At 39.1% G+C, this 23,730-nt stretch carries 21 protein-coding genes; 20 read left to right on the forward strand and 1 reads right to left on the reverse strand.

The annotated features are described in order from the left end of the window. Window positions 1-39: 39 nt before the first annotated feature. Window positions 40-2,574: a tetratricopeptide repeat protein gene (locus J7E67_RS01150; RefSeq protein WP_214715677.1), complete on the reverse strand. Its 2,535-nt coding sequence runs from the start codon at window positions 2,572-2,574 to the stop codon at window positions 40-42. A 191-nt stretch (window positions 2,575-2,765) separates the two neighbouring features. Between J7E67_RS01150 and J7E67_RS01155 the strand changes: the two genes are divergently transcribed. From J7E67_RS01155 to J7E67_RS01250, 20 genes are all read left to right on the forward strand, one after another. Next, window positions 2,766-3,827, forward strand: coding sequence for an NAD(P)-dependent alcohol dehydrogenase (locus J7E67_RS01155; protein ID WP_214715678.1), 1,062 nt, complete (start codon window positions 2,766-2,768; stop codon window positions 3,825-3,827). 27 nt (window positions 3,828-3,854) lie between these two features. After that, complete coding sequence (locus J7E67_RS01160) at window positions 3,855-5,267, forward strand: MFS transporter (protein ID WP_214715679.1); 1,413 nt, start codon at window positions 3,855-3,857, stop codon at window positions 5,265-5,267. Between the two features lie 59 nt (window positions 5,268-5,326). Next, window positions 5,327-6,295, forward strand: coding sequence for a carbohydrate kinase family protein (locus tag J7E67_RS01165; RefSeq protein WP_308160648.1), 969 nt, complete (start codon window positions 5,327-5,329; stop codon window positions 6,293-6,295). A gap of 475 nt (window positions 6,296-6,770) precedes the next feature. Continuing rightward, the gene (locus J7E67_RS01170; RefSeq protein ID WP_214715681.1) at window positions 6,771-7,067 is read left to right on the forward strand and encodes a WXG100 family type VII secretion target; all 297 of its coding nucleotides are present in this window, start codon (window positions 6,771-6,773) and stop codon (window positions 7,065-7,067) included. 222 nt (window positions 7,068-7,289) lie between these two features. Continuing rightward, on the forward strand, window positions 7,290-10,628 hold the full coding sequence (esaA, locus tag J7E67_RS01175; RefSeq protein WP_214730724.1) for a type VII secretion protein EsaA: 3,339 nt from the start codon (window positions 7,290-7,292) through the stop codon (window positions 10,626-10,628). Further along, a complete protein-coding gene (essA, locus tag J7E67_RS01180) occupies window positions 10,603-11,115 on the forward strand; it encodes a type VII secretion protein EssA (RefSeq protein WP_214715684.1) in 513 nt (170 codons plus the stop codon). Before esaA ends, essA begins: the two co-directional genes overlap by 26 nt. Window positions 11,116-11,128: 13 nt before the next feature. Next, complete coding sequence (locus tag J7E67_RS01185) at window positions 11,129-11,380, forward strand: EsaB/YukD family protein (protein WP_088085120.1); 252 nt, start codon at window positions 11,129-11,131, stop codon at window positions 11,378-11,380. Window positions 11,381-11,446: 66 nt separating this feature from the next. Then, window positions 11,447-12,628, forward strand: a complete 1,182-nt coding sequence (gene essB, locus J7E67_RS01190) for a type VII secretion protein EssB (protein ID WP_214715685.1) — start codon at window positions 11,447-11,449, stop codon at window positions 12,626-12,628. Window positions 12,629-12,639: 11 nt separating this feature from the next. Continuing rightward, the gene (gene essC, locus J7E67_RS01195; RefSeq protein ID WP_214730726.1) at window positions 12,640-17,178 is read left to right on the forward strand and encodes a type VII secretion protein EssC; all 4,539 of its coding nucleotides are present in this window, start codon (window positions 12,640-12,642) and stop codon (window positions 17,176-17,178) included. After that, entirely contained in the window at window positions 17,171-17,575 is a 405-nt protein-coding gene (locus J7E67_RS01200) for a chorismate synthase (protein WP_214715687.1), read from the forward strand. Before essC ends, J7E67_RS01200 begins: the two co-directional genes overlap by 8 nt. Continuing rightward, the gene (locus J7E67_RS01205; RefSeq protein WP_214715688.1) at window positions 17,562-17,861 is read left to right on the forward strand and encodes a WXG100 family type VII secretion target; all 300 of its coding nucleotides are present in this window, start codon (window positions 17,562-17,564) and stop codon (window positions 17,859-17,861) included. The genes J7E67_RS01200 and J7E67_RS01205 overlap by 14 nt, the downstream gene beginning before the upstream one ends. Then, window positions 17,858-18,568: a DUF5081 family protein gene (locus J7E67_RS01210; protein ID WP_251026495.1), complete on the forward strand. Its 711-nt coding sequence runs from the start codon at window positions 17,858-17,860 to the stop codon at window positions 18,566-18,568. The genes J7E67_RS01205 and J7E67_RS01210 overlap by 4 nt, the downstream gene beginning before the upstream one ends. Then, window positions 18,561-18,884: a hypothetical protein gene (locus J7E67_RS01215; RefSeq protein WP_214715690.1), complete on the forward strand. Its 324-nt coding sequence runs from the start codon at window positions 18,561-18,563 to the stop codon at window positions 18,882-18,884. Before J7E67_RS01210 ends, J7E67_RS01215 begins: the two co-directional genes overlap by 8 nt. Before the next feature lie 4 nt (window positions 18,885-18,888). Then, window positions 18,889-19,188 (forward strand): hypothetical protein, encoded by a 300-nt coding sequence (locus J7E67_RS01220; protein WP_214715692.1) that lies wholly within the window; start codon window positions 18,889-18,891, stop codon window positions 19,186-19,188. 12 nt (window positions 19,189-19,200) lie between these two features. After that, on the forward strand, window positions 19,201-19,671 hold the full coding sequence (locus tag J7E67_RS01225; RefSeq protein WP_214715694.1) for an SMI1/KNR4 family protein: 471 nt from the start codon (window positions 19,201-19,203) through the stop codon (window positions 19,669-19,671). Window positions 19,672-19,708: 37 nt separating this feature from the next. Then, a complete protein-coding gene (locus tag J7E67_RS01230) occupies window positions 19,709-20,107 on the forward strand; it encodes a hypothetical protein (RefSeq protein ID WP_214715696.1) in 399 nt (132 codons plus the stop codon). A 47-nt stretch (window positions 20,108-20,154) separates the two neighbouring features. Further along, window positions 20,155-22,083 (forward strand): hypothetical protein, encoded by a 1,929-nt coding sequence (locus J7E67_RS01235; RefSeq protein ID WP_214715698.1) that lies wholly within the window; start codon window positions 20,155-20,157, stop codon window positions 22,081-22,083. Between the two features lie 16 nt (window positions 22,084-22,099). Next, window positions 22,100-22,483 (forward strand): hypothetical protein, encoded by a 384-nt coding sequence (locus J7E67_RS01240; RefSeq protein ID WP_214715700.1) that lies wholly within the window; start codon window positions 22,100-22,102, stop codon window positions 22,481-22,483. Between the two features lie 74 nt (window positions 22,484-22,557). Beyond that, window positions 22,558-22,947 (forward strand): hypothetical protein, encoded by a 390-nt coding sequence (locus J7E67_RS01245; RefSeq protein WP_214715702.1) that lies wholly within the window; start codon window positions 22,558-22,560, stop codon window positions 22,945-22,947. Window positions 22,948-23,229: 282 nt separating this feature from the next. Next, window positions 23,230-23,721 (forward strand): hypothetical protein, encoded by a 492-nt coding sequence (locus tag J7E67_RS01250; protein WP_214715704.1) that lies wholly within the window; start codon window positions 23,230-23,232, stop codon window positions 23,719-23,721. Window positions 23,722-23,730 lie beyond the last annotated feature (9 nt).

A 23,730-nucleotide genomic window follows, 5' to 3' on the forward strand; every position in this document is an offset into this window, starting at 1 on the left:
AAATTTACTGCCAAGCCTTTGGCCTTTATTAAAACACGGCTAAATATGTAAATTACTTTCAATTACATCATTAAATTGTTCTACTTCTTTTCGAATACTGATGGTTGGTTCCCACGAATCAATAAGGGTAATAGCGATTTGATTTGATTGCAGTGCTTTTTCATTATCGCCTTTCTTAGAAAACATTTGGGCCATCCCATAATGATAATATATTAGCTCAATCTGATTAGCCTTATTTTTGTGATAGAGAATATTATCAAACGCTGCTTCTGCCTTTTCAAATTCGTAGCAATTAACATAAGCTAAACCTAAATTAAAATATGCTTCAATCGTCTTTTCACCGCCATACATTGTGCTGATTTGATTAGCGGCTTCGTATAAATTGATTGCCTCTTCATAATTTTTTCGCAACAAGCTTAAGTCTCCGCGAACTAATAAAACTCTATGTTGGATAATAGGGGTCGCGGATATATCTATGACTTCTCTTAAAATTGCTTCTGCCTTTTCATTATCGCTTGATTTTAAGAACAGTCTGGATTTTAAGGCAAGTCCCCAAACCTTTAAATCAAAAACATCCGCATTATTAGAATCTAAATGCTCTAGTATCTGAAGCCCGGCTTCAATTTGTTGAAGGGCTTCATCCAATTCATTGACTTCTATTAATGCCCAGCCTACTGTATCAATTCGAAGAAAAGCTTCATGCGTTTTTTTATCCAATTGGTTGGCATAATCAGCGGCTTTCAGTCCGTACTCGATTCGTAGCGGCAAGTTAATCCGACTTAAAAAGTGACTTATGCGTGTTACTAGATCAATTAGCAGCTCCTTTTCTGGAACTTGGCTTGCCCACTTTATAACTTTAAGTATGTTCGGCCATTCTTTCTTGATTTTATCCAAATCACGACCAAGCAGGTAACTCCAATAAACAGAATTTAGCTGCTCCCGTTTTAAATGGGTTTCTAAGTACTGAATATAATATCGGCTCCATCGACTGCGTGCTTCCTTTTCAAAGTCATGATTCTCTAACAAGTGCTGCTCGCCATAAGCCACTACGGTTTGATGCCCAAGATAATATAATTTCCCTTCTATCCGCTCTGGTTGGATCAGGGCAAAGGTCCGCATCTGTTCAACAGCATAATAATAATTTCGAACATCTAATCCAGCGGCTGCAGCCCAGCTCTCTTCATCAGGAGGTTTGCTGAAAAAACATAGCACCTGCCATAGACGCCGGGTATCTTCATCACAGCGTTTCCATGTGCGCCCAAAGAGGAAATCAAACATTTCCAACAATGTGTAGCCGGCTTTCCCTAATTCCTGAATAAGTTGTTGAGCAGGAATGTCATCGTCTGAAATATAGGCTATGCTGAGTGCAATAGCTTTAGGGTTACCAGCAGTCGCTAAAAACAACTGGTGCTGGATTTCAAGAGATATATTCAATAACTGTTCTATCTTCTCTCGCTTATCTGGAGAGTTACAAGTTTGTAATTGACGGCGTACTTCATAAGTAAAAAAATCAAAAGCTTCAGTTTTTTCAAGACCCTTCAGCTGAATGGTAACCATTTCCCGAAAGGCTTCCCGATATTTTTGATACAAATTCTCACGAGAGGTTAGGATTACTTTAACACCTTGTGGGAGATTGGTAATGAAATCGTGAATATCACTTTCGGCAGTATCAATACTGTCTACAATCAGCAATACCGGTTCTTGCCGAGAATAATTCGCCAATGCATTACGGACAACAAAACGTTTTTCATTAATTGATTTATCTATTTGTTCTACGCGTCCTAGTTGATAGGCAATTGTATTTAGGAAATCACTAAAGGTTAACCCTTTCCAATCAGCACTTACCCAGATTATGGATCTAAATGTTGGCCAATTTTCGTCGACATTAACAGAATCCCCATGGAGATTTCCCCCAACACAGGCATAGGCTACTTCAAGCGCGATGGTCGTTTTTCCCATGCCAGCCCAACCAGTAATTGTACATACTGGTGAAGGAGAAAGCACCCACTGACGAATAGCTTCTAAGTCAAAGCTCCTACCGATGAAGCCCCCTGACCAGCGAGTTGGCAAGTTATGCGTCATTGGCTGTTCTTTAGGTGTAATAGTATTGCTTATTTGCTTATCAGGAAACAATCGATTAATTACATTTTCAATGTCTTCATCAAGCGGTGCACCGAATGCCCCGTTATTTCGTAAGATTTTAGCTTTTTTTAGACATGAAACGACCCAGATAGGTAATGCAGGTTTAATTACAGGTATGGAAGTAGTCTCAAGTAGTTTTGTAAACCACTGTATATTCCTGTCACTCTTTTGGATTACAATCCAGATAATTCCAAATAATTTGCCGTCGTCAATTCGACCGGGAATATATTTGGGGCCCATTTGCCCTATCCAGCTTTTAATGGTGTTAGAAGAGACCCCAAGCTGGTAAGCGACTTTGTCTAAGTAAGATTGTCCGGATGTATTAACTTCATTTTTTTTCCTTCTGATCTTAAAGTCAGGATGGAGTTTTAAAGACTTAACACCAGATGATAACAGTTCCGCAAAATCTTTCTGGTCCTCAAGTTCAGCCATAATGCCTCACACCTCCTATTATGTTATTTTACCAATCCATCTCTTTTTGTATATGAAAAATTAAAAAGTACAGTGCCGCTGTACTTTTATACAGTGTAAAAAGCTACTAGATCATTGGGGCAGCAAGTAAAATCAAAATATAACAGAGGGAAATAAAATGTATGCACTTACAAAAAGAAAGGAATTTTATAATGAAAAACACACTACCTACACACATGAAAGCAGCAATTATGCACAGTACAAGAGAAATTACAATTGAATCATTGCCTGTCCCGCAAATTGGTCACGATGAAGTTTTGATTAAAGTAATGGCCGTTGGAATTTGTGGTTCGGATTTACACTATTATACTCATGGCAGGATTGGTAAATACATCGTTGAGAAGCCGATTATCCTTGGCCATGAATGCTCAGGTGAGATTGCTGCTGTTGGAACGTCTGTTAATAGATTTAAAGTCGGTGATCGTGTTGCGGTTGAACCAGGTGTAACCTGCGGACAATGCGAAGCATGCAAAGAGGGTCGTTATAACCTTTGTCCGGATGTAGAATTTTTGGCAACGCCACCAGTAGACGGTGCATTTGTACAATATATAAAAATGCGGCAAGACTTTGTCTTCGCAATCCCGGATACACTATCCTTTGAAGATGCTGCCCTAATCGAACCCTTTTCTGTTGGAATTCATGCAGCGATGAGAACGAAACTTCAACCTGGATCAAGCATTGCCATTATGGGAATGGGCCCAGTGGGGTTAATGGCTGTCGGTGCAGCCAAAGCATTTGGGGCAGGCACGATAATAGTGACTGATTTGGAGTCATTACGACTTGAGGCTGCTAAAAAAATGGGGGCAACTCATGTTATCAACATTCGGGATCAGGAACCACTCGAGGAAATCAAAAACATTACAAATGGCAGAGGGGTTGACGTTGCTTGGGAAACAGCCGGGAATCCAGCAGCACTGCAATCCGCACTGGCTTCCGTTCGTCGAGGTGGAAAACTTGCCATTGTAGGATTGCCTTCCCAGAATGAAATCCCACTAAATGTACCATTTATCGCGGACAATGAGATTGATATTTATGGCATCTTTCGTTATGCAAACACGTATCCAAAAGGGATCAACTTCCTTGCTTCTGGCATAGTTGACACCAAGCATCTTGTGACGGATCGATATTCGTTAGCTGACACACGTGAAGCGATGGAACGAGCCCTTAATTTTAAAAATGAATGTTTAAAAATTATAGTCTATCCGAATGACTAAAACTGAACGAATGGAGAGGTATAATCTATGATAGAAACAGGACAATTAGCAGGATTGAAGGCCAAAGGCAAAAATAGTTCCCGCTCTAGTAATACTAGTACTGGTTTATCCTGGTTAGAACGATTTGGATACGGACTTGGTGATATGTCGTATAATATTGTTTTCCAATTTGTTAACGCTTATCTCCTTTTCTATTATACGGATGTCGGTGGGATTCACCCTGCGGTTATTGCAACTCTTTTCCTTGTCGTACGAATTTTAGATGCTATTTTTGACCCAATCATGGGGATGATTTTAGATAAGACCAACACACGCTGGGGGAAAGCAAGACCATATTTATTAGGGGTCTCCCTTCCGTTCGCGTTATTCACTTTCCTGTGTTTTACCAACCCTCACTTTGGCCCGACTGGAAACATTATCTATGCGTATGTTACCTATATTTTGCTAGGAATGTCCTTTAGTATGCAAACGATTCCAGTTAACAGCTTAACAGCGCGGATAACTAATGACGTGCAAGAACGAACCGTATTAACAACTACTCGGATGATATTGGTTTATATAGGAATCCTACTATCCATTTCATTTGCAACACCACTTGCAACAGCATTTGGAGGGGTGAATCAAGAACTTGGATTTCAGATGACTGCTCTAGTCTATGCGATGGTAAGTATCGTTTTGAACCTCTTTAGCTTTTTTACAGTACGGGAGCGAATTGTCCCCAAAAAGAGCGAGAAACATGGAATTAAAATGACGTTATCTGTTTTATTTAAGAACAAGCCTTTGTTAATTCTAGCCTCATCATTTTTGGCGTTTGCTATTGGATTTAATATTAAACTTAGTACCATGGTGTACTACTTTACGTACAATATCCATCAAAAGGAATTAGTGTTTTGGGGAACCGTTTTATTTTTTGGGGCAGCGTTAATCAGTAACTTATTTATCCCTGTATTTTCAAAAAAATGGGGTAGAAAGAACGTGATGATTATCTCAGCTGCTATATCTCTTATTTCGTACATCGGGCTGCACTTTACTCCATATTCTTCAGTTACGTTAATTTTATTTTGGTTATTTGCTTCGGGCTTTTTTACCACTCCTTTAAATACGCTAGCTTGGGGTATGATTGCCGATTGTGTAGATTATGCTGAATGGAAAACTGGAGTTCGGGCTGATGGCGTGGTTATTTCCAGCATGAGTTTTACTAATAAATTAGGAGTTGCCCTCGCGGGGTCGTTCTCTGCCATTTATTTAGGGATAGCAGGCTATGTACCTAATGCAGAACAGACAGTAACTTCACTAAATGCTATTAAAAATATGAATGCATTGATCCCAGGACTTTTTATTTTACTTGCTGTATTAATCATAAGCTTCTATCCGTTAACAGAGAAAAAATATAAAAATATGATGTCAGATTTGGAGCAAAGATCAAAACAACCAGTTTAATTATTCTTTATATAAAAATTTAAATTTAGTAAATGAGTGTGATAGATGTGCAAAATAATATAACTAGAAATCTTTCAGTTGTCTGTGTTGGAGAATTATTAATTGATTTCTTTTGTACGGATATTGACATGGATTTAATAAAGGGACGTCAATTTTTAAAAAGTGCTGGTGGTGCACCGGCCAATGTCGCAGCTGCCATTGCAAAATTAGGCGGGGACGCAGCGTTTAGCGGAAAAGTAGGGAAGGATCCATTTGGAGATTTCTTGAAACAAACATTAGACGCTGCAAACGTAGATACCTCTATGCTTGTCATGGATGAGAAAGTACCAACCACTTTAGCCTTTGTTTCATTAAAGAAAAGTGGAGAGCGGGACTTTGTATTCCATAGGGGAGCAGATGCTTTTTTGACCTTAGACGATATTGATCAAGATAAAATAAGGAATGCAAAGATTCTCCATTTTGGTTCGGCGACAGCTATGTTATCTGAGCCATTTTGCAGCACTTACCTAAATCTTATTTCCAATGCTAAAGATGAGGGACAATTTATTTCGTTTGACCCTAACTATCGAGGCGATTTATGGAAGGGAAGAGTCGATGAGTTTGTCAAAATTGCCAAAAAAGCAATTGCTTTAAGTGATTTTGTTAAGGTAAGTGATGAGGAATTGGAGATTATCACAGAGACTAAAAATCATGAAGAAGGTGTTAGTCTCCTTCATGAAATGGGAGCGGAAATAATAGCAGTTACGCTTGGTAAAAGAGGTACATTGCTGTCTAATGGAAAGAAAAATGAGATTGTTAACAGCATTCAGGTTACATCCATTGATTCTACAGGTGCAGGTGACGCTTTTGTCGGAGCAGCCTTATACAGATTTGCTGACTCTGAACAAATCAAAACTATTAGTAATGATTTTGATAAGCTCCATGACATCGTGTCTTTTGCAAATAAGGTTGGAGCGCTTGTTTGTACAAAAATAGGAGCTATTGAAGCATTGCCAAGTGGTTATGAGATAGAAATTGCAAAAGTTTGAATGCAAATTTATAAAAATGACAAATATTTTACTCTTTGAAAGAGGCTTCTCGTAATGGTAATTATGAGAAGCCTCTTTTTTCATTTCTTCGTATCAACATAGCTACTTATCACATCGTCTTGTCAAGTAAAGTTTGTGTATTTGGAACTGTGCAAGGAACCCGTTCTAACTCGAAAAACAGGTAAATAGTGCTACAATTTTTAATAATTCCTTATATATAGTCTAAAAACCAACCCTTTGTCTTACTAAGAAAGAATCATATTCCCCTTATCCTCCGGCTGAAAATTCCCAGTTTCAATGTAAATTAGAAGGAAAGTACTAGACGAAATACCACCCATTTCCAGAGACGTTTGAATGTTCCAAGATCCTATGTTAAATAAATAGATAGGAATTTACTTCCAACGTAGTGTTATTGTCTGGAATTAGTGATTAATTAATTCCACGGCAAACTATAGGCAGAGGAGATGGAGAACAAGTGGCTGGACAAATTCGTATGACCCCAGCGGAGTTAAAAGCTAAAGCGACTCGCTATGGGCAAAGTTCACAACAAATTGAGCAAATTTTAAGGGACTTAACTAATTTACAAAATGAACTTCGTGGTGAATGGGAAGGTCGTGCCTTCCAAAGATTTGACGATCAGTTTAACCAGTTGAAGCCAAAAGTACAAAATTTTGCTCAATTAATGCAAGAAATTAACACACAATTGAACAAGACGGCAGAGGCAGTTGCTCAACAAGATGAGCAATTATCGCAGAATTTTGGGCTTAATTAATTCATTTGCCTGTCAAATGAAAGATGAGCATTAGATAAGTGGAATGTCATTCGGGGCAATGTTCCCAAAAAACCAAAAGCCACGCGACAATTGTTGTGTGGCTTTTATTCTTTGTTTGCCACAACAGGCCATTTCAAAAGTCTTCTAACATATTAAAGTATTTTTATATATAAATAGAAATCATTTCTTTATTACATACTAAAAATTTCAGGGGTTGAGTGGATGAAAAGGGTTGAGCGGGGTGTCTTGTTATTTCTAGTTCTGATCCTTGCGCTATCTTCAGGCATCTCTTATCTGGCATTGAATCAAGTTTCAAATAGCAAAGCCAACACAGATGAGCAGAAAATGACCGTAGCATTGGTTAATGAAGATAAAGGTGCAAGTTTTAATGATAGGAACTATGAATTCGGTGCTGAATTTATCAAGAATATTGAGAAAGATGATACACATGACTGGTATGTTGTCAGCCGTGGTGTGGCTGAAAGCGGCCTTGCGCGGAATGTCTACAACATGATGATTGTCATTCCGAATGATTTTACAGAAAAGGCATTATCAATTGATTCGAAATCACCAGAACAGGTGGTATTGAACTACAAAATTAATGCTTCAGATAACAGCAATATAAAAGCAAAAGCCGAGAAAACGGCGAGCGCTATCCTGGGAGATTTTAACCGCCAGATAATTGATGTCTATTTCGCAAGTGTGATCGGCAATTTACATGATGCTCAGGACAATATCAGAACATTGGTAAACAAGGAGCAAGTATATACGAACTTCTATGATCAATCGATCCATCGTCCCATATCCGGTTACACCGCTCAGTTTGGAGCTGTTGAGAGTAACACAAAGATATCGAGAGAGAGCTTTACCGGCTTACAGGACCTATTAAAGGGGTTTGAAACTAGCCTGGGTGAGGATGTAACCGCAAGCCATACCTACCAATCCAGCTTAGTGGATTTTACAAAACTGAAAGCGGCAAATGGTCTATTAACAAAGGGTTTCTCTGGCCAGCTTAATATGTTAGATCGTGAAATGAATCATGGCGATGTCATGCAGCAATTAGATTATTTAACGTCAGCTAATAAGGCTATCAATGACCAGTTCCACCAGAATGGTAATCAGTCGGCGACTATTTTAACCGAATCAGCCGCCCTTCAAGCGTACCTGAAGGACACGAAGGATAAAATGGATCAAATGAATGCAGAGCTGTCGGACAAATTGGCATCAGATATGGAGAAATTAATTGCCGATAAGCTTAAGAACGAAATAAAACATAGTTCAGGTCAAGAGCAAAATATTTCCTTAAGTCATATGTTTGCTGCTCCAGATAAAAATGCACGGGATACATTACAAAAGCAAATTGATTTGCTGCCAACACTTGATAGTAATGATTTAGACGGCCTAGGCCTAAGTGATCAAACCATCACACAGCTAAAAAATGTCATAGCTGTCACCAATAAATACAATCAAGAGTTTGGTTATACCCCTAATCGTGATGCAAATGGGATTCCTTTGTCTGAAAAAGTAAAACAAGTCAAAAGTGATTTGATGACAAAGGGGGTAACTCTGACAGATACCGTAAACCTGCAGAAAAATAAAAAGAATGGGCAGGAATTTACTCTATCGATTCCAAAAGAATTTGAGATTGAGAGAGTTTTATTATCATTACCAAATAGTCAAGAAATGGATTATACTGAGTCGTTTCTTCCGTACCAAAAAATTAAACTGCCTTCAACTGATGAAGGACAATTCACTGTAAAAGTTGATGTGAGTCTTAAAAACATGGATGCCATCCTTGATGTTTTCCAGCCGATTACATGGAGTTGGGAACTCGATCAGAAGGATATAACCGATGTAGATCATCCAGAACTGCCAGGAACGGAAGAGGGAACTTCAGCTGAAATTAAAAAGAAAACAGAGCAATCCGTATCGTCCTATGAAAGTAATCAGCCCATAACAGTTGAAGAAATGGGCAAAAGTCCGAATGATACGACGAACGAAAAGACGGTAGAAAATCAAGAGTTGACTCAACCAAGTGACAATGACGACATAAGCATTATTGAGAGATTACAAATTTTAAATAATCATATTGCCCACCAAGTGATGTCACCACTTACCGGGGATTCGACAAGTGTTCTGATCAATGCTTCCAGCGATACCGTCAGTGATTTCCATAAGTTATTGACTCTGTATAATTTATACTTTGGCATTGGCATAGATCAATTTAATCGTCAGGACCTAGTTAATGATTTGAATCAAACCAATCTGACGGATATGGCAGATGGGGATTCACTATATTATTTATTTAATAAGCAAGACATTGTCGATGTGTTAGCATCTTATATTGCTGAACAAATAACAGAGGAAATACGGGAACAGACAGAAGATGTAAAAGGCAAAATAGATGAATATATGCTGCTGGTTGACAATGCCAATCAAAATGCGGCCCAAATGTCGGAGCGGATTAACGAAACAACAGCACAAGCGGAACTATTAAATACAAACCTTTCTGAGACGTTAAAAGATTTGGGAGCATGGCGCGAAGCAAGTCTTAATTTACAAACTGAACAAGCAAAAGTTTTGCTGAATGGGGACGAAGAACAACAGGCAGTTCTATCGATAGGAAATGAATTTAACTCGCTGCTTGCTGCAAGTCAATCCCTAGCGGACCAGTCGAAATCTAATTTAACTTCCGCTGATTCGGTTTATCAAACCTTCGATGCAATCGATCGTCAAGCGAAGGAAATTCAAGCCAGTGGAACGACTTTAGTACAACAAGCAGGGAACCTTTCGAGTAATTTAACAACTAAATTGGCAGAGGACCAAAACTTTGCTGACAATTTCGCCGGGGTGCTAGCCAATAGCCGCATAGGTGAGCGGCCAAATGAAGATTTGTTAAGCTTTCTTTCAAATCCGGTCCAAACCAAGAATGCTGGGGTTATCGCTGCAGGTGATACCTTTACACCTTACTTTGTTGTCTTGATCTGTTTTATTGTCGCCTTATTTACCGCCTATGTTCTCTCTAATCATGAGCGAAAACGTCTGCAAGAGGACACATTTGCGGGAGAACAAACAATTGTTGGCAAGAATATACCGCTCACAATTATGACTGTGAGTATTGGTCTGGTTGAGGGAATCGTGATCGGACCGCTGTCAGCCTATTTACTGCAAATGAGTGAAGGGAAATCCCTGCAATGGATCGGTTTAATCACGTTGATTATGGTCACATTGCTGATGGTGTCAGCTTATTTATTACGGCAGTTGAAAATGGCAGGGATGTTTATCCTTTTGGTGATTTTGAGCCTCTATTTATTCCTAACCGAGGCACTTGGACGTCACTTTGATCAATTTTCTACCGCTGCTACATTAAGAGACTACTCACCTTTGCAATACATTGAGACGTTATTAATGAAGTTTGGAAGTGGAGCAGCTGATACAAAGTGGATTATTTTTGGCTTAGCAGCCCTGACGGTTGTCAGCCTTGCCGGCCATTTGTTTGTCTTTAATCGTTCGGCTAAAAGCGAGGAGGTTAATCATGAAGGAATTAATGAAGCTCTGTAGTGTTATCACTGTTTTTACAGGATTCCTTTTTATGTTTTCACTCCAGCCTTTGGCGGATGAAACTCTTGATCATAGCGGGAAAATTCGATTGCAAACGGACCGGATTGGCCAAGATGCAGTTGAAAGAGAGAACTTAGAAACTCAAGACTATCAAGAAACGGAATTGGAAAAATTGGCGCCGAACCTGTTTAAGGAACAAACGCAGGCTGCCCTCAAAACAAAACAAATAGAAATGGAACAATCCACGTCAGATTTACAACAAGGGCTTTTTGTTTCGCCGAGTAAGCCCGATATTACCCTGAAACATACCGAAAAGGTACTGTTTTCGAGTAATTATACAGTTCAATATACTGCAGCTCCCTCCGAGAACGAGCCTGAGGATCAACAAGGTGGTATTTTGAACACAAAAACAATCACGACGTTCTTAGGGATGGTCGTGATTGGCTGCGGCGGGATCTTTACTATGATGAGAAAAACGCTTGGGTAAAGGAGGGGCCACCATGCCTAGTCAAACACATGTTAACGTGACCGTTGATTTTAGCAGATGGGGCAAAGGGCAGTATGACGTAAGAATTCCTGCACACCAACCGATTAATCAACTGCTGGTGAATTTGGCAGAAACCTTAAATCTGGATCTTACAATGGCACCACTGTTTGCAGTAAAGCTTTCCAATAAAAATCTCTTATTAGCAGATGACGATCGGCTTATCGATTACCCGGTAACCAATGGAGACCTTTTACTAGTTTTATAAGTATATAGAAACAGGCACTAATCTTTCTGAAGATGGCGCCTGTTTCGCAGGAAGGAGTCAGAACTCATGAATGAAATAAGCATCCAATGGGAGTCAATCACATACAAGTTTCTCATTCTTAACAATAGCTGGCAGCTGAACTTGCCGAAATCACAAACACGAGTAAAAGATGTTCGCCAATTGGCTTTAATCAATAACGACTCAGACTTATTCGTACCCGCAATGGTTGAAGAAGGAGACGATATATTTACCTTCTCTTTTGAAGTCGACCCAAGGGCTAACACATGGGAAGATGTACAAAAGCTAAACCGGAAAGATAAACTACGCCTGTTGTACAATCTAGCTCGATTCAAAAAAATCCTAACCACGCGCATGACCTTCTTCTTACATCCCAACAATCTAATTTTTGATGATAATCTTTTACCATCTATCGTGTTTCGCGGTATCCGGGAGTTGATTCCTCCACATGAGCTGAATGAAGAAAAATTATTACTCCAATATAAATGTTTAATCGTCGCCTTATTTTCAAAAAAGTATACCTTTGACGAGCTCTATTCTGGTTCATTGAAAAATGCCAAGGATACTCCATTTGAACGTCAAGTGCGTGAACTAGATGATTTTGATGCTTTAATCAAGTTTTTGGAAGAACAGTACATAAAGGAAAAAATAGAGCTGGAAAAAACCATGGTACATGTACCTGCAAAGCGATTTCGCCTGTTTAAACAATTAACTTTTACTATGATTGCTCTTGCCGTTATATTGGCCGTGCCGCTCGTCTATCTGAGTTTTGTAAAAACACCTTTTCAGGAAGATCTCCTCGAAGCAGATCGTCATTTTTTATCCTTAGATTATGGGGACGTCATTAATGATTTAGAAGATCAAACACCAGAAAAATTACCAGATACTAGTAAGTATGTTCTTGCTTATTCTTTCATTAAAACTGAGAAGCTTTCGGAAGATCAGAAAGAGGTCATCTTGAAAAATATTAGTATAAAAAGTGATCCTAATTATTTGTTGTATTGGATTTACAATGGCCGGGGCGATTTTGCCAGAACGATCGACCTTGCCAAGTATATTGATGATCCTCAATTAATCATGTATGGACTAATCAAACAAATCGAACAGGCGAAAAATGACCCTGACTTAAGTGGGACAGAGCGTGAAAAGAAGGTTCAAAAATATCAAGAACAATATAATACATATGCTGATAAATATGGTCTGGACTCCATCCTAAACCAGCAGAACTGAGGGAGAGAAAGATGGCACAACGATTATTACTGCTGAGCTATAAAGATCATTTGCACAAATGCCATTTAACGATAAATGAACCAAAAACAATAACAGTCGGAAATGATCGTTCCAACACGATTACCTTTCTCGATTTAAATCCAGGATTGTCCATTATATGGGATGGAGCTGCATGCACAATCGGTAATCAGCAGCTGCAGGTTAACGAATGCCTTACATTAAACACTCATGACGAGCCGATCCAGGTTTATATCAAGGAAGAAGCGGAGCGGTGTGTATACGATACAACAGAAAACTATAGTATTACTTTTGGTGCTAATGATTACGATGATGTAAGAATCGAGAACGCTGCCCTCGATTTTGTACTGATTCGCGAGAATTTGGGCGATCCTTTTAAACTTGAAATCTTTGAAGGTCAAATTTACCACAATTATGTTCGGGCAACGGGTGTGGTGCTGCTAGAACCAGGAGATCAGCTTTTTTTTGACGGGATGATGATGAAGATTGGTCAGGAGGACCTTGAAATTCTAGGAGTCGAATCCATCATAACAACGAAATTAGTTCGTTTATTTGACGTTCACCATGATTTCGGCAGTCATTACCCTGATTATCATCGTTCACCAAGGATTATATACCGTGAGCCAGAGGAAAAACGAAAAATTGCTAAACCCTCTAATAAACCTGGAAAACCGAGTGAACAGCTGGCACGGGTGATTGTTCCGCCGCTTGTGATGATTGCAGCGATGATCATGGTCTCATTGTTTCTGTCGAATGGGTTTTATATCATCATTATGCTTGCTATGACAGTAACGACGGTCATTTTTTCAATCACATCCTATCTAAAAAGTCTGAAGCAATACCGATTAGATATAAAAGAGCGGGATATAAGCTACCGCGAGTACTTGAAACAGAAAACACAGCAATTATATCAAGCTAGTGAAGAACAGCGGCATGCCCTCTATTATCACTTTCCAGATGTGGAGCAATTGCGTGTGATGGCGATGAAGGTTGATCCCCGAATTTATGAAAAAACCAGCTTGCATCATGACTTCCTTATGTATCGTGTTGGATTAGGGAGGGGTGATTCGAGCTTTGAGGTCGAATTCAATATCGAGGAGTTTACCCTTGATAAGGATGAACTGGTGGATGCAGCCCGCAATCTTCGGGCTCAGTATCTCACATTAGAAGATGTACCGGCAGCGACATCATTAATGAATGGACCGGTTGGGTACATTGGACAGCGTCCGCTTGTGCTGGAACAATTACAAATGCTGGTGATGCAGACTGCTTTATTTCACAGTTACCATGATGTCCAGTTTGTCACGATCTTTCCTGAAGAGGAAAAAGGGAAATGGGAATGGATGCGCTGGCTCCCGCATGCTAGTTTACGAGAACTAAATGTAAGGGGATTTGTTTATCACGAACGTTCTCGTGATCAGGTCCTTAACTCCCTTTATCAGATATTAAAAGAACGCAAGCTTGCTATCAATGAGAAGAGTAATAAAAGTGAAAAAGTTCATTTCACTCCTCATTTTGTTGTGTTAATAACCGATGAAAAAATGATATTGGATCATTCCGTGATGGAATACTTTAATGAAGACCCGAGTGAATTAGGTGTTTCTCTTGTATTCGTACAGGATGTCATGCAGTCTCTTCCGGAACAAGTGAAAACGGTTATTGATATTCGTGATGCCACAACCGGAATGATGATCCTTGAGAAAGGTGAATTGGTCAATCGACGATTCACACCCGATCGTTTTTCGGAAGGCTTTCATAAAGAAGATTTTTCACGGGCATTGGCATCGCTTAATCACCTGCAAAATTTAAAAAATTCGATTCCAGAAAGCGTGACCTTTCTCGAAATGTATGGTGTAGAGAAAGTGGAGGAGCTCGGTATTGATGGGCGATGGACACAAAATGAAACCTATAAAAGCCTGGCTGTTCCTCTGGGAATGCGTGGGAAAGAAGATCTTGTCCATTTGAACCTCCATGAAAAAGCACATGGACCACATGGTTTAGTGGCTGGGACGACTGGCTCTGGAAAATCAGAAATTATTCAGTCATATATTCTCTCGCTTGTGGTAAACTTTCATCCGCATGAAGCTTCTTTTCTGCTCATTGATTATAAAGGCGGAGGGATGGCAAATTTATTTAAAAATCTCCCGCATTTATTAGGAACGATTACAAATTTGGACGGTACGCAATCGATGCGGGCTCTTGCATCGATTAAAGCAGAATTACAAAAGCGCCAGCGGTTATTTGGCGAACATGATGTCAACCACATCAATCAATATCAAAAACTGTATAAATCAGGTGAGGCTAGAGAGCCGATGCCTCATTTATTTTTAATATCAGATGAATTCGCCGAGCTCAAATCTGAGCAGCCCGAATTTATGAAGGAACTTGTTTCGACAGCCCGTATTGGACGTTCCCTTGGGATTCATTTGATTCTGGCTACACAAAAACCGAGTGGTGTGGTGGATGACCAAATATGGTCCAACTCTAAATTCAAGCTGGCACTCAAAGTTCAAAACGCCAGCGATTCGACAGAAATCTTGAAAACGCCGGATGCGGCGAATATCACACTTCCTGGTCGTGCCTATTTACAGGTCGGCAACAATGAAATTTATGAACTATTTCAAAGTGCCTGGAGCGGGGCTGATTATATTCCTGATAAAAACGAACAAGACTTACTGGACACAACGATTTACTCCATTAATGAACTTGGCCAATATGACATCCTCTCGCATGATTTAAGTGGACTATCAAATAAGAAAGACATTAAAAAAGTTCCAACAGAACTGGATGCGGTTGTTGATTATATTCAAGCCTATGCAACGGAAAAAAGGATTGCTGAACTTCAAAGACCATGGCTGCCGCCATTAGAGGAGCGGATTTTCCTTCCAGATTTAAATGAAGTGAACTATACAAAAGCTTGGGATCAAAAGAAGAGATTGTTAGAAGTGACATTCGGTTTTCTAGATCTGCCTGAAAGGCAAGCACAAAAACCACTGACCTTGGACCTTTCTAAAGATGGCCATCTTTCTGTGTTTGCGAGTCCTGGGTATGGGAAGTCTACCTTTTTACAAAGTGTGGCCATGGATATCGCTCGACAGCACAGTCCGGAGAGAGTCCATTTCTATTTAATCGACCTCGGGACGAATGGTTTGCTGCCATTGCGGGAATTGCCTCATACAGCCGATACGATTATGGTAGATGAGGAAATCAAACTAGGAAAGCTTTTCCGCCGCCTGCAAAATGAGTTAAAGGAGCGAAAACAAAAATTAAGCAGGTATGGTGTGGCAAATATTCAAATGTATGAGCAGGCGAGTGGGGAAGAAGTCCCCGTCATTGTATTACTCATCGATACATTTGATTCCATCGTCGATGCTTCCTATCGGGACGATTTTGAGAGAATAGCGGCACAGATTGCACGGGAAGGTGTCAGTACAGGAATCCATATGGTGATCAGTGCTGGGCGGCAAAGTGCCATGCGGGCACCGGTTCTGGCAAATATTAAGCATCAAATTTCGTTGTTTATGATTGATAGTATGGAGCCGCGGAATATTGTCGGAAGAACAGAGTTAACGATTGAAGAAGTTCCAGGACGCGGTTTAATTAAATTAGAGCAGCCAACCTTATTTCAAACGGCTCTTCCTGTCAAAGGAGAAGATACGCTAGCGATTATTAAACATATTCAAGAAGAGAGTCGAGCGATGCGAAACGCTTGGAAGGGCGAGCTGCCATTGCCGATCCCAATGGTTCCGGAAATCATTGACTTCACAGCTTTTATTGAGAAACCGGAAACCAAAGCCATTTTAAACAAAGGCGGCATACCGTTTGCGGTAGATTTTGAAAATGTCGAACCTGTCGAATTAAGTGTCGTTAAAGATCATACCACCTTACTTTTAAGTGATCGAATCGATGCAGTGGAACAAACCTATCTAACTCTAATAGCAAGTATCTCAGTTAATCATCACATCGATGTGGGGCTAATCGACAATGCTGCGTCAAGATTTAGAATGTATAAGGAAAATGTCAATCTTTATGCCGACCATGCCGGTTCAATGGAGGAGTTTATCGAGCGGCTTCAGCAATTATTTGAAACAAGGGAAGATGCCTTCCGTCAAGTTCAAATGGCCACCAATGGCCGTGCAACTAGGAATGATTTTCTGAAGGAGATCCGCCCAATGGTTGTCTTCATAACCGATGTGTCATTCGTGATCGAATCGATGTCCTTTACAGAACAATCGATTCTAGTAAAACTAATGGACACGGGAGCTCGCACAGGCATTCATTTTGTTGTCGGAGCTGTCCATGGCGCATTAGAAAGGCAATACGATGATATCGCGACCATGGTGAAGAAACAAAAGACCGGCATCTTGATTGGAAGAATTACGGAGCAGAACATTCTTGAGGTCCTAACTAGACCATATAAAGAGCCAAATTTACTTCCATATGAAGCCTATTACATTAAACAGGGCAAAGCAGAAAAGATCAAAATTGCTGCTCCTAGTGTAAAAAGAGAGGAAGTGACTGTCCATGTTTGATTGGTTTAAAAGCGATTCGGAGAGAAAAAGAGATGATTATTACGAGCTGTATGAAAAACTCAAGAGTGCCATTTCGGAACACGATCATAAGGTATCAGAAGCAAATGCAGCCTACAGTTCATATCTAGGTGCTATTCCGAATCTATCTAATTCAAAAATACCTTCAAATGATTTTGAAATGAGCAGGGAAGAACTAACGGAAAAGTTAAAGCAGTGTTTTCAGGCAGATCAGGAAAAGCGGAGTTCACTGGCTGCCGCGAAAAATAAGGCATATGAACGATATGTCCATTATAAAAATTTGGCCATTAAAGAGGCGGAAGCGGAAAGAGTAAGAAGAGAAAAGGAATTGAAAGAGCTACAGGAGAGATTGGAGCGATTGATCAGTGGGGAGCGTTAGAATTGACGGGGATAAAGTAAATGAAGCGAAGGCCGCAGCGAAGGCATTAGAGCGATCGATTGAACAAACCTATGAATCTTGTGAACAACTAATTTCTTACCTTCATTCAGCTGAATGGAGCGGGAAATCTAGAGATTCCTTTTTAAGTTATCTGGAAATCATTCAGAAATATCATCATGATCTGAAGTCCGCTGTCGCAAAACAAACAAAAGCGTTAAATAACCTAGGTGGCTACGTAGATGATTTCCTTCAAGACGGCTCAGTAAGGGAAGTGAAGAATTTATGATCGAACAACCAACTGATACGTTTTTAGTGGCTGAATTATACCTATTAGCAGCAGCATTTGGTGGAACAGTTCTTTTTGGCTTACCTGAGAAGGAAGTTTACCAATTAAAAGGCGAAGAGGTTTTTAAAGAGGCACATGATCGGTTGATCGAGAAGAAAATCATCACACCGGAGGGAAAGATAACAAAATCTGGGGCCCTGGTCATCCAAACCATTGAATTTTATCATCAAAGTCAGAAATACGTTCGTATCAATAATCTTCTCTTTGCCTTCCGGGAACGTGAAAGAGATGAGGTCATTGTGCTGGCAGAGTTGGATAAACAAGGGTCTTATCAGTTACGTATCACCTCTAAAGCATCACTTCTAAAAATGTTAAGTGAACATTTTCCGGTGATTGTAAGAGAACCGGTTGAAACGGAAAAAGCGTTCTTAAAAAAGGAATTATCCAATCAAGAAAGACGTGAGACCGAGAGTTTTGAGCCGGAAGAGATGTTTATGAATCTAGAATTCTTCCATCTTAAGGAGGAACATAAAGATCGATATAATTGGCACTATTATCAGCAGTGGCTCATTTTTACGAAAAATGAAAAGTTAATCATGGTCGATACTGTAAATAAAAAATATTACCATGCTAGTCAATATTGGTTTTTGAAGGTCCTATTTGACGAAATGGAGTTCCCTTATAAGGAGGCGAAGTCATATGCTTAAAGCTGATGGGGGGGGTTCTAACTTAATTAATATTAATCCTGATGAAATAACCACGATATATCAATTATTACAGGGCATTATTACAGAATTAGAGACCAACGCTGCTCCCAATATTGAAAAGTTGGGAAACCTCGACTATTACCAAGAAGGTAAAGCCAAAAAAGCGATGGAGGTATATGCGGAAGCTAACCAGAAGGTAATGGATTTACACGACAATTATTCCCGTGCTGCTGCATTGGTAATAGATATCCTCAACACGATGATCCAAACAGACCAAGCGATTGCTGAACAAATCATTGCCAAACTGGGGGTATGATTTAATGGATGTAAAATATATCCCTTCGGACTGGGAAAAGATGAAGGACGGGATTGGTGATTTAATTGGTTTAGGTCGCTGGGGCAAAGGTATGATTGATGATTTAAAAAAATTAACTGATAACCTAGAGGGTGCCGAGTCTGATATAGCGAAATATGATAGTGATGGTGTTATCTCTTTTGATCACACGAGCCAGAAAAACAATTACCAAGGATTGTATGAGGATTTCGAGGTATTGCATAGTTTCGCAGGCAAGGTGGGAGGTCAACTGGTATGTGGGCAGATGCCCCTAGATGATTATTAAGGAGGAATTTCTATGAAAATAGATATGTCGACTATAACTCTTCCGTTACCAACAGATGATTTGTTTGAGAGAAAAGAGAATATATGGAGAGTAAAACTTCCAAAAGATTTTGTTGATTTTATGAAAGAAAATAATGGAGGAAGACCAATAGCAGGAGTTTTTAAATGTAATGGCTTCGAATATGCAATAGACCGCTTTTTATGTTTATTAAAAACTCCTAGAGAAAATCCATTAGGAATGTATGATATGGATGTTACATTAACGCAACTTGAAGATAGATTGACGGATAATGAAGATTTGATAGGTGCAGATATTTTACCTATTGCTGTTTTGTTTGCTGGTGATTTTGTATGTCTGGATTTTAGGAAGAACAGAGAAAATCCGAATGTGGTTATTTGGAATCATGAAGAGTCGGTTGAATTGGAGCCTGTAACATACCTTATAGCTGATACATTTAGCGAATTTATTTCTAAGGTGGAGTAAAATAGCAAAAGTTCCAGAAAGGACAGGTAATAAGATATTGGATAAATTAATGGCAGGAACGCTTGAAGTTGGCGGGATTACTATTAAAAGCCTGACTACTTTGGATAGTTTTAGAAACCAAGATTTGAATATTAAGATTAGAGAAGGTAAACCCACTAGTTTTGTGTATTTTTTGTCTCCACAACCTATATATTCCGATTCATTTCTCATCCAAATAGTATTTACCAATGAAAAATTAAGTAAAGTTATCCTTAGGGCCTATTCGGAAATCGAAGAGGATGGTTTAACCATCGCTAAACGACATAGAAAATGGTTAATTAAATTATTGGGCGAACAAATGGGAATTAAAAATACAATAGAATTTGATTGGGGTGTAATTAACCCTTGGGTAGACATGAGGAGCGGCCAAGCGGAGGTTCATATAACATATTTTTAAACTGGTAATTCAGTAATGGCCAAATAATCTAAAAAAGGGGTTATTATATGGATGTAAAATATATCCCTTCGGACTGGGAAAAGATGAAAGATGGAATAGGTGATTTAATCGGTCTAGGCCGATGGGGCAAAGGAATGATCGATAATCTGAAAAATTTAAGCGATAATTTAGAGGATGCCGAGTCGACAATAGCGAACAATGATAGTGATGGGGTTATAACATTTCACCACACAAGTCAAAAAAGCAAATACCAAGGACTTTATGAAGGCTTTGAAATATTACATAGTTTCACAGGCAAGGTCGGAGAAATAGTCGACCGCACCATTGATCAGCCATTCTATCAAGATATGGATGCATTTGTCGAGGCAATGCGAGATTTAACCATTTCGAACTATACGACAAAAAATCGGATCGGTATAACCGAAACACAGTTCGTCTATACCGAATACGGTCCGGCGCAATCATTAGAAGTGCCAAAAACTGAAGTGAGTCTTGATGACTTGTTCAGTGGCGATAATTTTTATGCAGGACAAATGAAGCTAGAATACGATGCATGGAAAGAACTTAATCCAGACCAGGATTTTTCGCAAGAAGAATATCAACAAGGTGTTCTAAATACGCGTGCCTTTGAGTACGAATCGATTCGAAACCAACAAGAAGACAAGGAATTTTGGGTTCAAATCGGAGCGTTGGTCGTCATTGTTGGGGCGACGATTATTTGTCCTCCAGCAGGTTTGGCGTTAGGGGCTACTTATGGGTCGCTTGAATTGAGTACAGCTGTGTCAGGTGAGGATTGGGTATCCGGCCGGGAGCTCGGGACGAGCGAACGGTGGTTTCGTGGACTATTGGCCCCATTGGATATTGTTCCTGGTGTCAGCGGATTAACGAAATTCTCAAGCACAGTCCGTCTAGCTCATCTAGGGGAGAGTATTGGAACGGTCGGATTGCGGACAGGGGTTAAAGGGAGTATCCATCAAGGAATGACTCATATCGACAACATGGTAAAAACCGCTGGTCAGCAATCGGTCACACGCTTGAAGAATGCCTCATCGGTAATAATAGATACTACCAATGTGATGAAAAATAAAATCACAAAAGATACACTGGAAGCAGGAAGATTAGTAGACTCTGCTATAACACAAGCGAAAAACATTACCCGGTCGCGGCGAATGGGCTTAGCTGCTGTTGATTTGGGTGAAACTGGGAAGGTTCGAATGCCTGCTGAGAATACCCATGCGGTGGAAAATAAGCTGAAAGATGTGCTTAGTCGGATTGATGGGGTTAACCTTGAAAGTGGTACAAAGGAAGTTAGTAATGCAGTAGATAACAAATATGGATTTGACCTAACAAGTGATTTGAAAGGCTTTAGTCAACAAATCCCCAATGAGTTAGAAAAACATAGTATTACATTGGATTTTTTCAATGAATTGCGGTTAAAACCACAATTAGAGTTAACCGATGATGAAGTAGCAATTTTGAGGAAAATTCGAGATGCGGTACCACCCATTACTAAAGCAACCTTATTACAAAAAACTTTACCGATAAAGGATATATCAAAGTACCTTTCAGGAGAGTATACAGAAATAGGCGGTTATGTAGCAAAGGTAGAGGATGTTGCTGATGTGAGAATGTATGATGATGTCGTTGAAACATCTCGATTGGATTATACAATTAGGGACGGATCAAGACCTTTCCCCGAGGGTGAGAATTCCTATGCAATGATTAGATTTAAGACATCCCATATCGATGATATAGATATTCCTTATGGTGAACGTTTTGGAGGAAGCGATAACGACGGTCCACCATGTACGCAAAATGGATTTACTGGAGCTGGAAATGGCAGGGTATTACCAGAGTGGAAGTTCAATAGTTATTATAAACCACAAAATGGTGCTGAATTATTTGAGGTTATCAATGGAGAAGAGAATTTGGTAGCCATTTATAGGAATGGTAGATTCATTTCGGTAAATAAATAATAAATGAGGTGGAATTATGCTTAAGTCTGGTGACTATGCAATAATTAATAATTTCGAATATGAAATATACGATAATGGTGATGACACTTTTAATTTAGTAACAAATGATCCTCAATCTATTAAAGAAGGATTTAGTAAGGATAATTTTTCTAATATCTTTTTTAAGGTTATTAATGTAAAAGATCTTAAGAACGCTTTTAATGTTAAAACGTATGGAAAATATAAGAATATAGAGATAAATGTGCATAAGGAAAATGAAAATCAGTTTCTGGTTGGTACTTCCGATTCTTCAATAGCTAAAACCTTAGGTTTAGATAGAACTGATAAATATTATTATGAAAAATGGGTGCCCAAAGAAGATGTACAATTATTCGAAGTCAGAAAGCCACTCATATTTTAAAATTTACCTGAGCTGTATAGCATTAATAAATATAATCAGGAAATATGGGTCGTTAATAAAGGATTCAAAGTCAAATGCGCTTTGAATCCATTTTTATATTCCCAGAAACAACTGTTTTTAATAATGAAAGTGATGCGCTTGACAATTTTATTAAAAGATTGAGAACTGAAAATAATATTATACAAGTAAATACGAGAGTGAATAGAATTATGACAAAAAATGAATTTTTAAATAAGATTTCAAATGAAAATCCTAATATTGGTGCATATGAGATTGAAAAAGATGGTATTACAGAGGCCTCCTATGTCCTAGGATGTTATTATGACGGTGAGGACAGAATTTGGAAAGTATATGAAACCGATGAGAGAGGCTTTAAATCGATTATTTTTAAAGCAGCAGATGAAAATACAGCTTTTGATAAGCTATATAAACTAATAGGCATACATGAAAGATTAAATAAATAACTCTACAAAGAAATTTTGGAAATGTTGGACTATCAAGATAGGGATGAATGTATTATTGAAGTCGGGAATATATGGTAAATACAGAGGGATGATGAAAAAGATAATGGATAAATTAATGGCGGGAACATTAGAGGTTGGTGGAAAGTTTTACAGGAAAATAATATCAGTGTAGAGGAATTTCAACGCATTAAGCTGACGCCAGTATCAGAATTGTAAGATCGTGAAATGAATTTATTCTTTTACCTTCGGGAGTCTGTAGAAAAACCAACAGAAGACACTTTAATGAGTAAGGTAGTACCAATAGACTCCATTGATGACTATCTAAGGAGAGAAAAGCCATATACAACCGTTGCCGGTTATGTAGCAAAGTATGAAGATGTTGCAAATGTAACAGGTGACTATAAGGAAACCCTTGAGACGTTACGGTTAGATTATACGTATGATGAAGATGGGATTGTTATTAGAACATATCCGGATGATGGTGATTCTTATGCGGTCATCCGCTTTAAATACCGTGATGTGTCGGACGATTTGATTCAAATACCATATGGTACAGAATTTTATGGTTCAACGACTGATGCATATCCTTGTATACATAATGGCTTTTTAGGCGGAAGAAATGAAACAATTGTTCCTGAGTGGCAAGTGAAGGATTATGATCGGGCAAACATTCAAGAAGGTGCTGAATTGTATAGGGTGGTTGATGGCAAAGAGGAGAAAATTGCTATCTTTAATAACGGCCGTTTTGAACCAATAGACTTTAATAATAATTAGAAGTGTGGG

It is taken from the genome of Bacillus sp. ISL-46 (assembly GCF_018613205.1).

Excerpts from the sequence above, each read along its gene's own strand:
- essA (WP_214715684.1), top strand. The coding sequence starts at position 10,603 with ATGAAGGAATTAATGAAGCTCTGTAGTGTTATCACTGTTTTTACAGGA.
- J7E67_RS01240 (WP_214715700.1), top strand. The coding sequence starts at position 22,100 with ATGCTTAAGTCTGGTGACTATGCAATAATTAATAATTTCGAATATGAA.
- J7E67_RS01235 (WP_214715698.1), top strand. The coding sequence starts at position 20,155 with ATGGATGTAAAATATATCCCTTCGGACTGGGAAAAGATGAAAGATGGA.
- J7E67_RS01185 (WP_088085120.1), top strand. The coding sequence starts at position 11,129 with ATGCCTAGTCAAACACATGTTAACGTGACCGTTGATTTTAGCAGATGG.
- J7E67_RS01245 (WP_214715702.1), top strand. The coding sequence starts at position 22,558 with ATGCGCTTTGAATCCATTTTTATATTCCCAGAAACAACTGTTTTTAAT.
- esaA (WP_214730724.1), top strand. The coding sequence starts at position 7,290 with ATGAAAAGGGTTGAGCGGGGTGTCTTGTTATTTCTAGTTCTGATCCTT.
- essB (WP_214715685.1), top strand. The coding sequence starts at position 11,447 with ATGAATGAAATAAGCATCCAATGGGAGTCAATCACATACAAGTTTCTC.
- J7E67_RS01160 (WP_214715679.1), top strand. The coding sequence starts at position 3,855 with ATGATAGAAACAGGACAATTAGCAGGATTGAAGGCCAAAGGCAAAAAT.
- J7E67_RS01250 (WP_214715704.1), top strand. The coding sequence starts at position 23,230 with ATGAGTAAGGTAGTACCAATAGACTCCATTGATGACTATCTAAGGAGA.
- J7E67_RS01220 (WP_214715692.1), top strand. The coding sequence starts at position 18,889 with ATGGATGTAAAATATATCCCTTCGGACTGGGAAAAGATGAAGGACGGG.
- J7E67_RS01200 (WP_214715687.1), top strand. The coding sequence starts at position 17,171 with ATGTTTGATTGGTTTAAAAGCGATTCGGAGAGAAAAAGAGATGATTAT.
- J7E67_RS01215 (WP_214715690.1), top strand. The coding sequence starts at position 18,561 with ATGCTTAAAGCTGATGGGGGGGGTTCTAACTTAATTAATATTAATCCT.
- J7E67_RS01150 (WP_214715677.1), bottom strand. The coding sequence starts at position 2,574 with ATGGCTGAACTTGAGGACCAGAAAGATTTTGCGGAACTGTTATCATCT.
- essC (WP_214730726.1), top strand. The coding sequence starts at position 12,640 with ATGGCACAACGATTATTACTGCTGAGCTATAAAGATCATTTGCACAAA.
- J7E67_RS01155 (WP_214715678.1), top strand. The coding sequence starts at position 2,766 with ATGAAAAACACACTACCTACACACATGAAAGCAGCAATTATGCACAGT.
- J7E67_RS01225 (WP_214715694.1), top strand. The coding sequence starts at position 19,201 with ATGAAAATAGATATGTCGACTATAACTCTTCCGTTACCAACAGATGAT.
- J7E67_RS01210 (WP_251026495.1), top strand. The coding sequence starts at position 17,858 with ATGATCGAACAACCAACTGATACGTTTTTAGTGGCTGAATTATACCTA.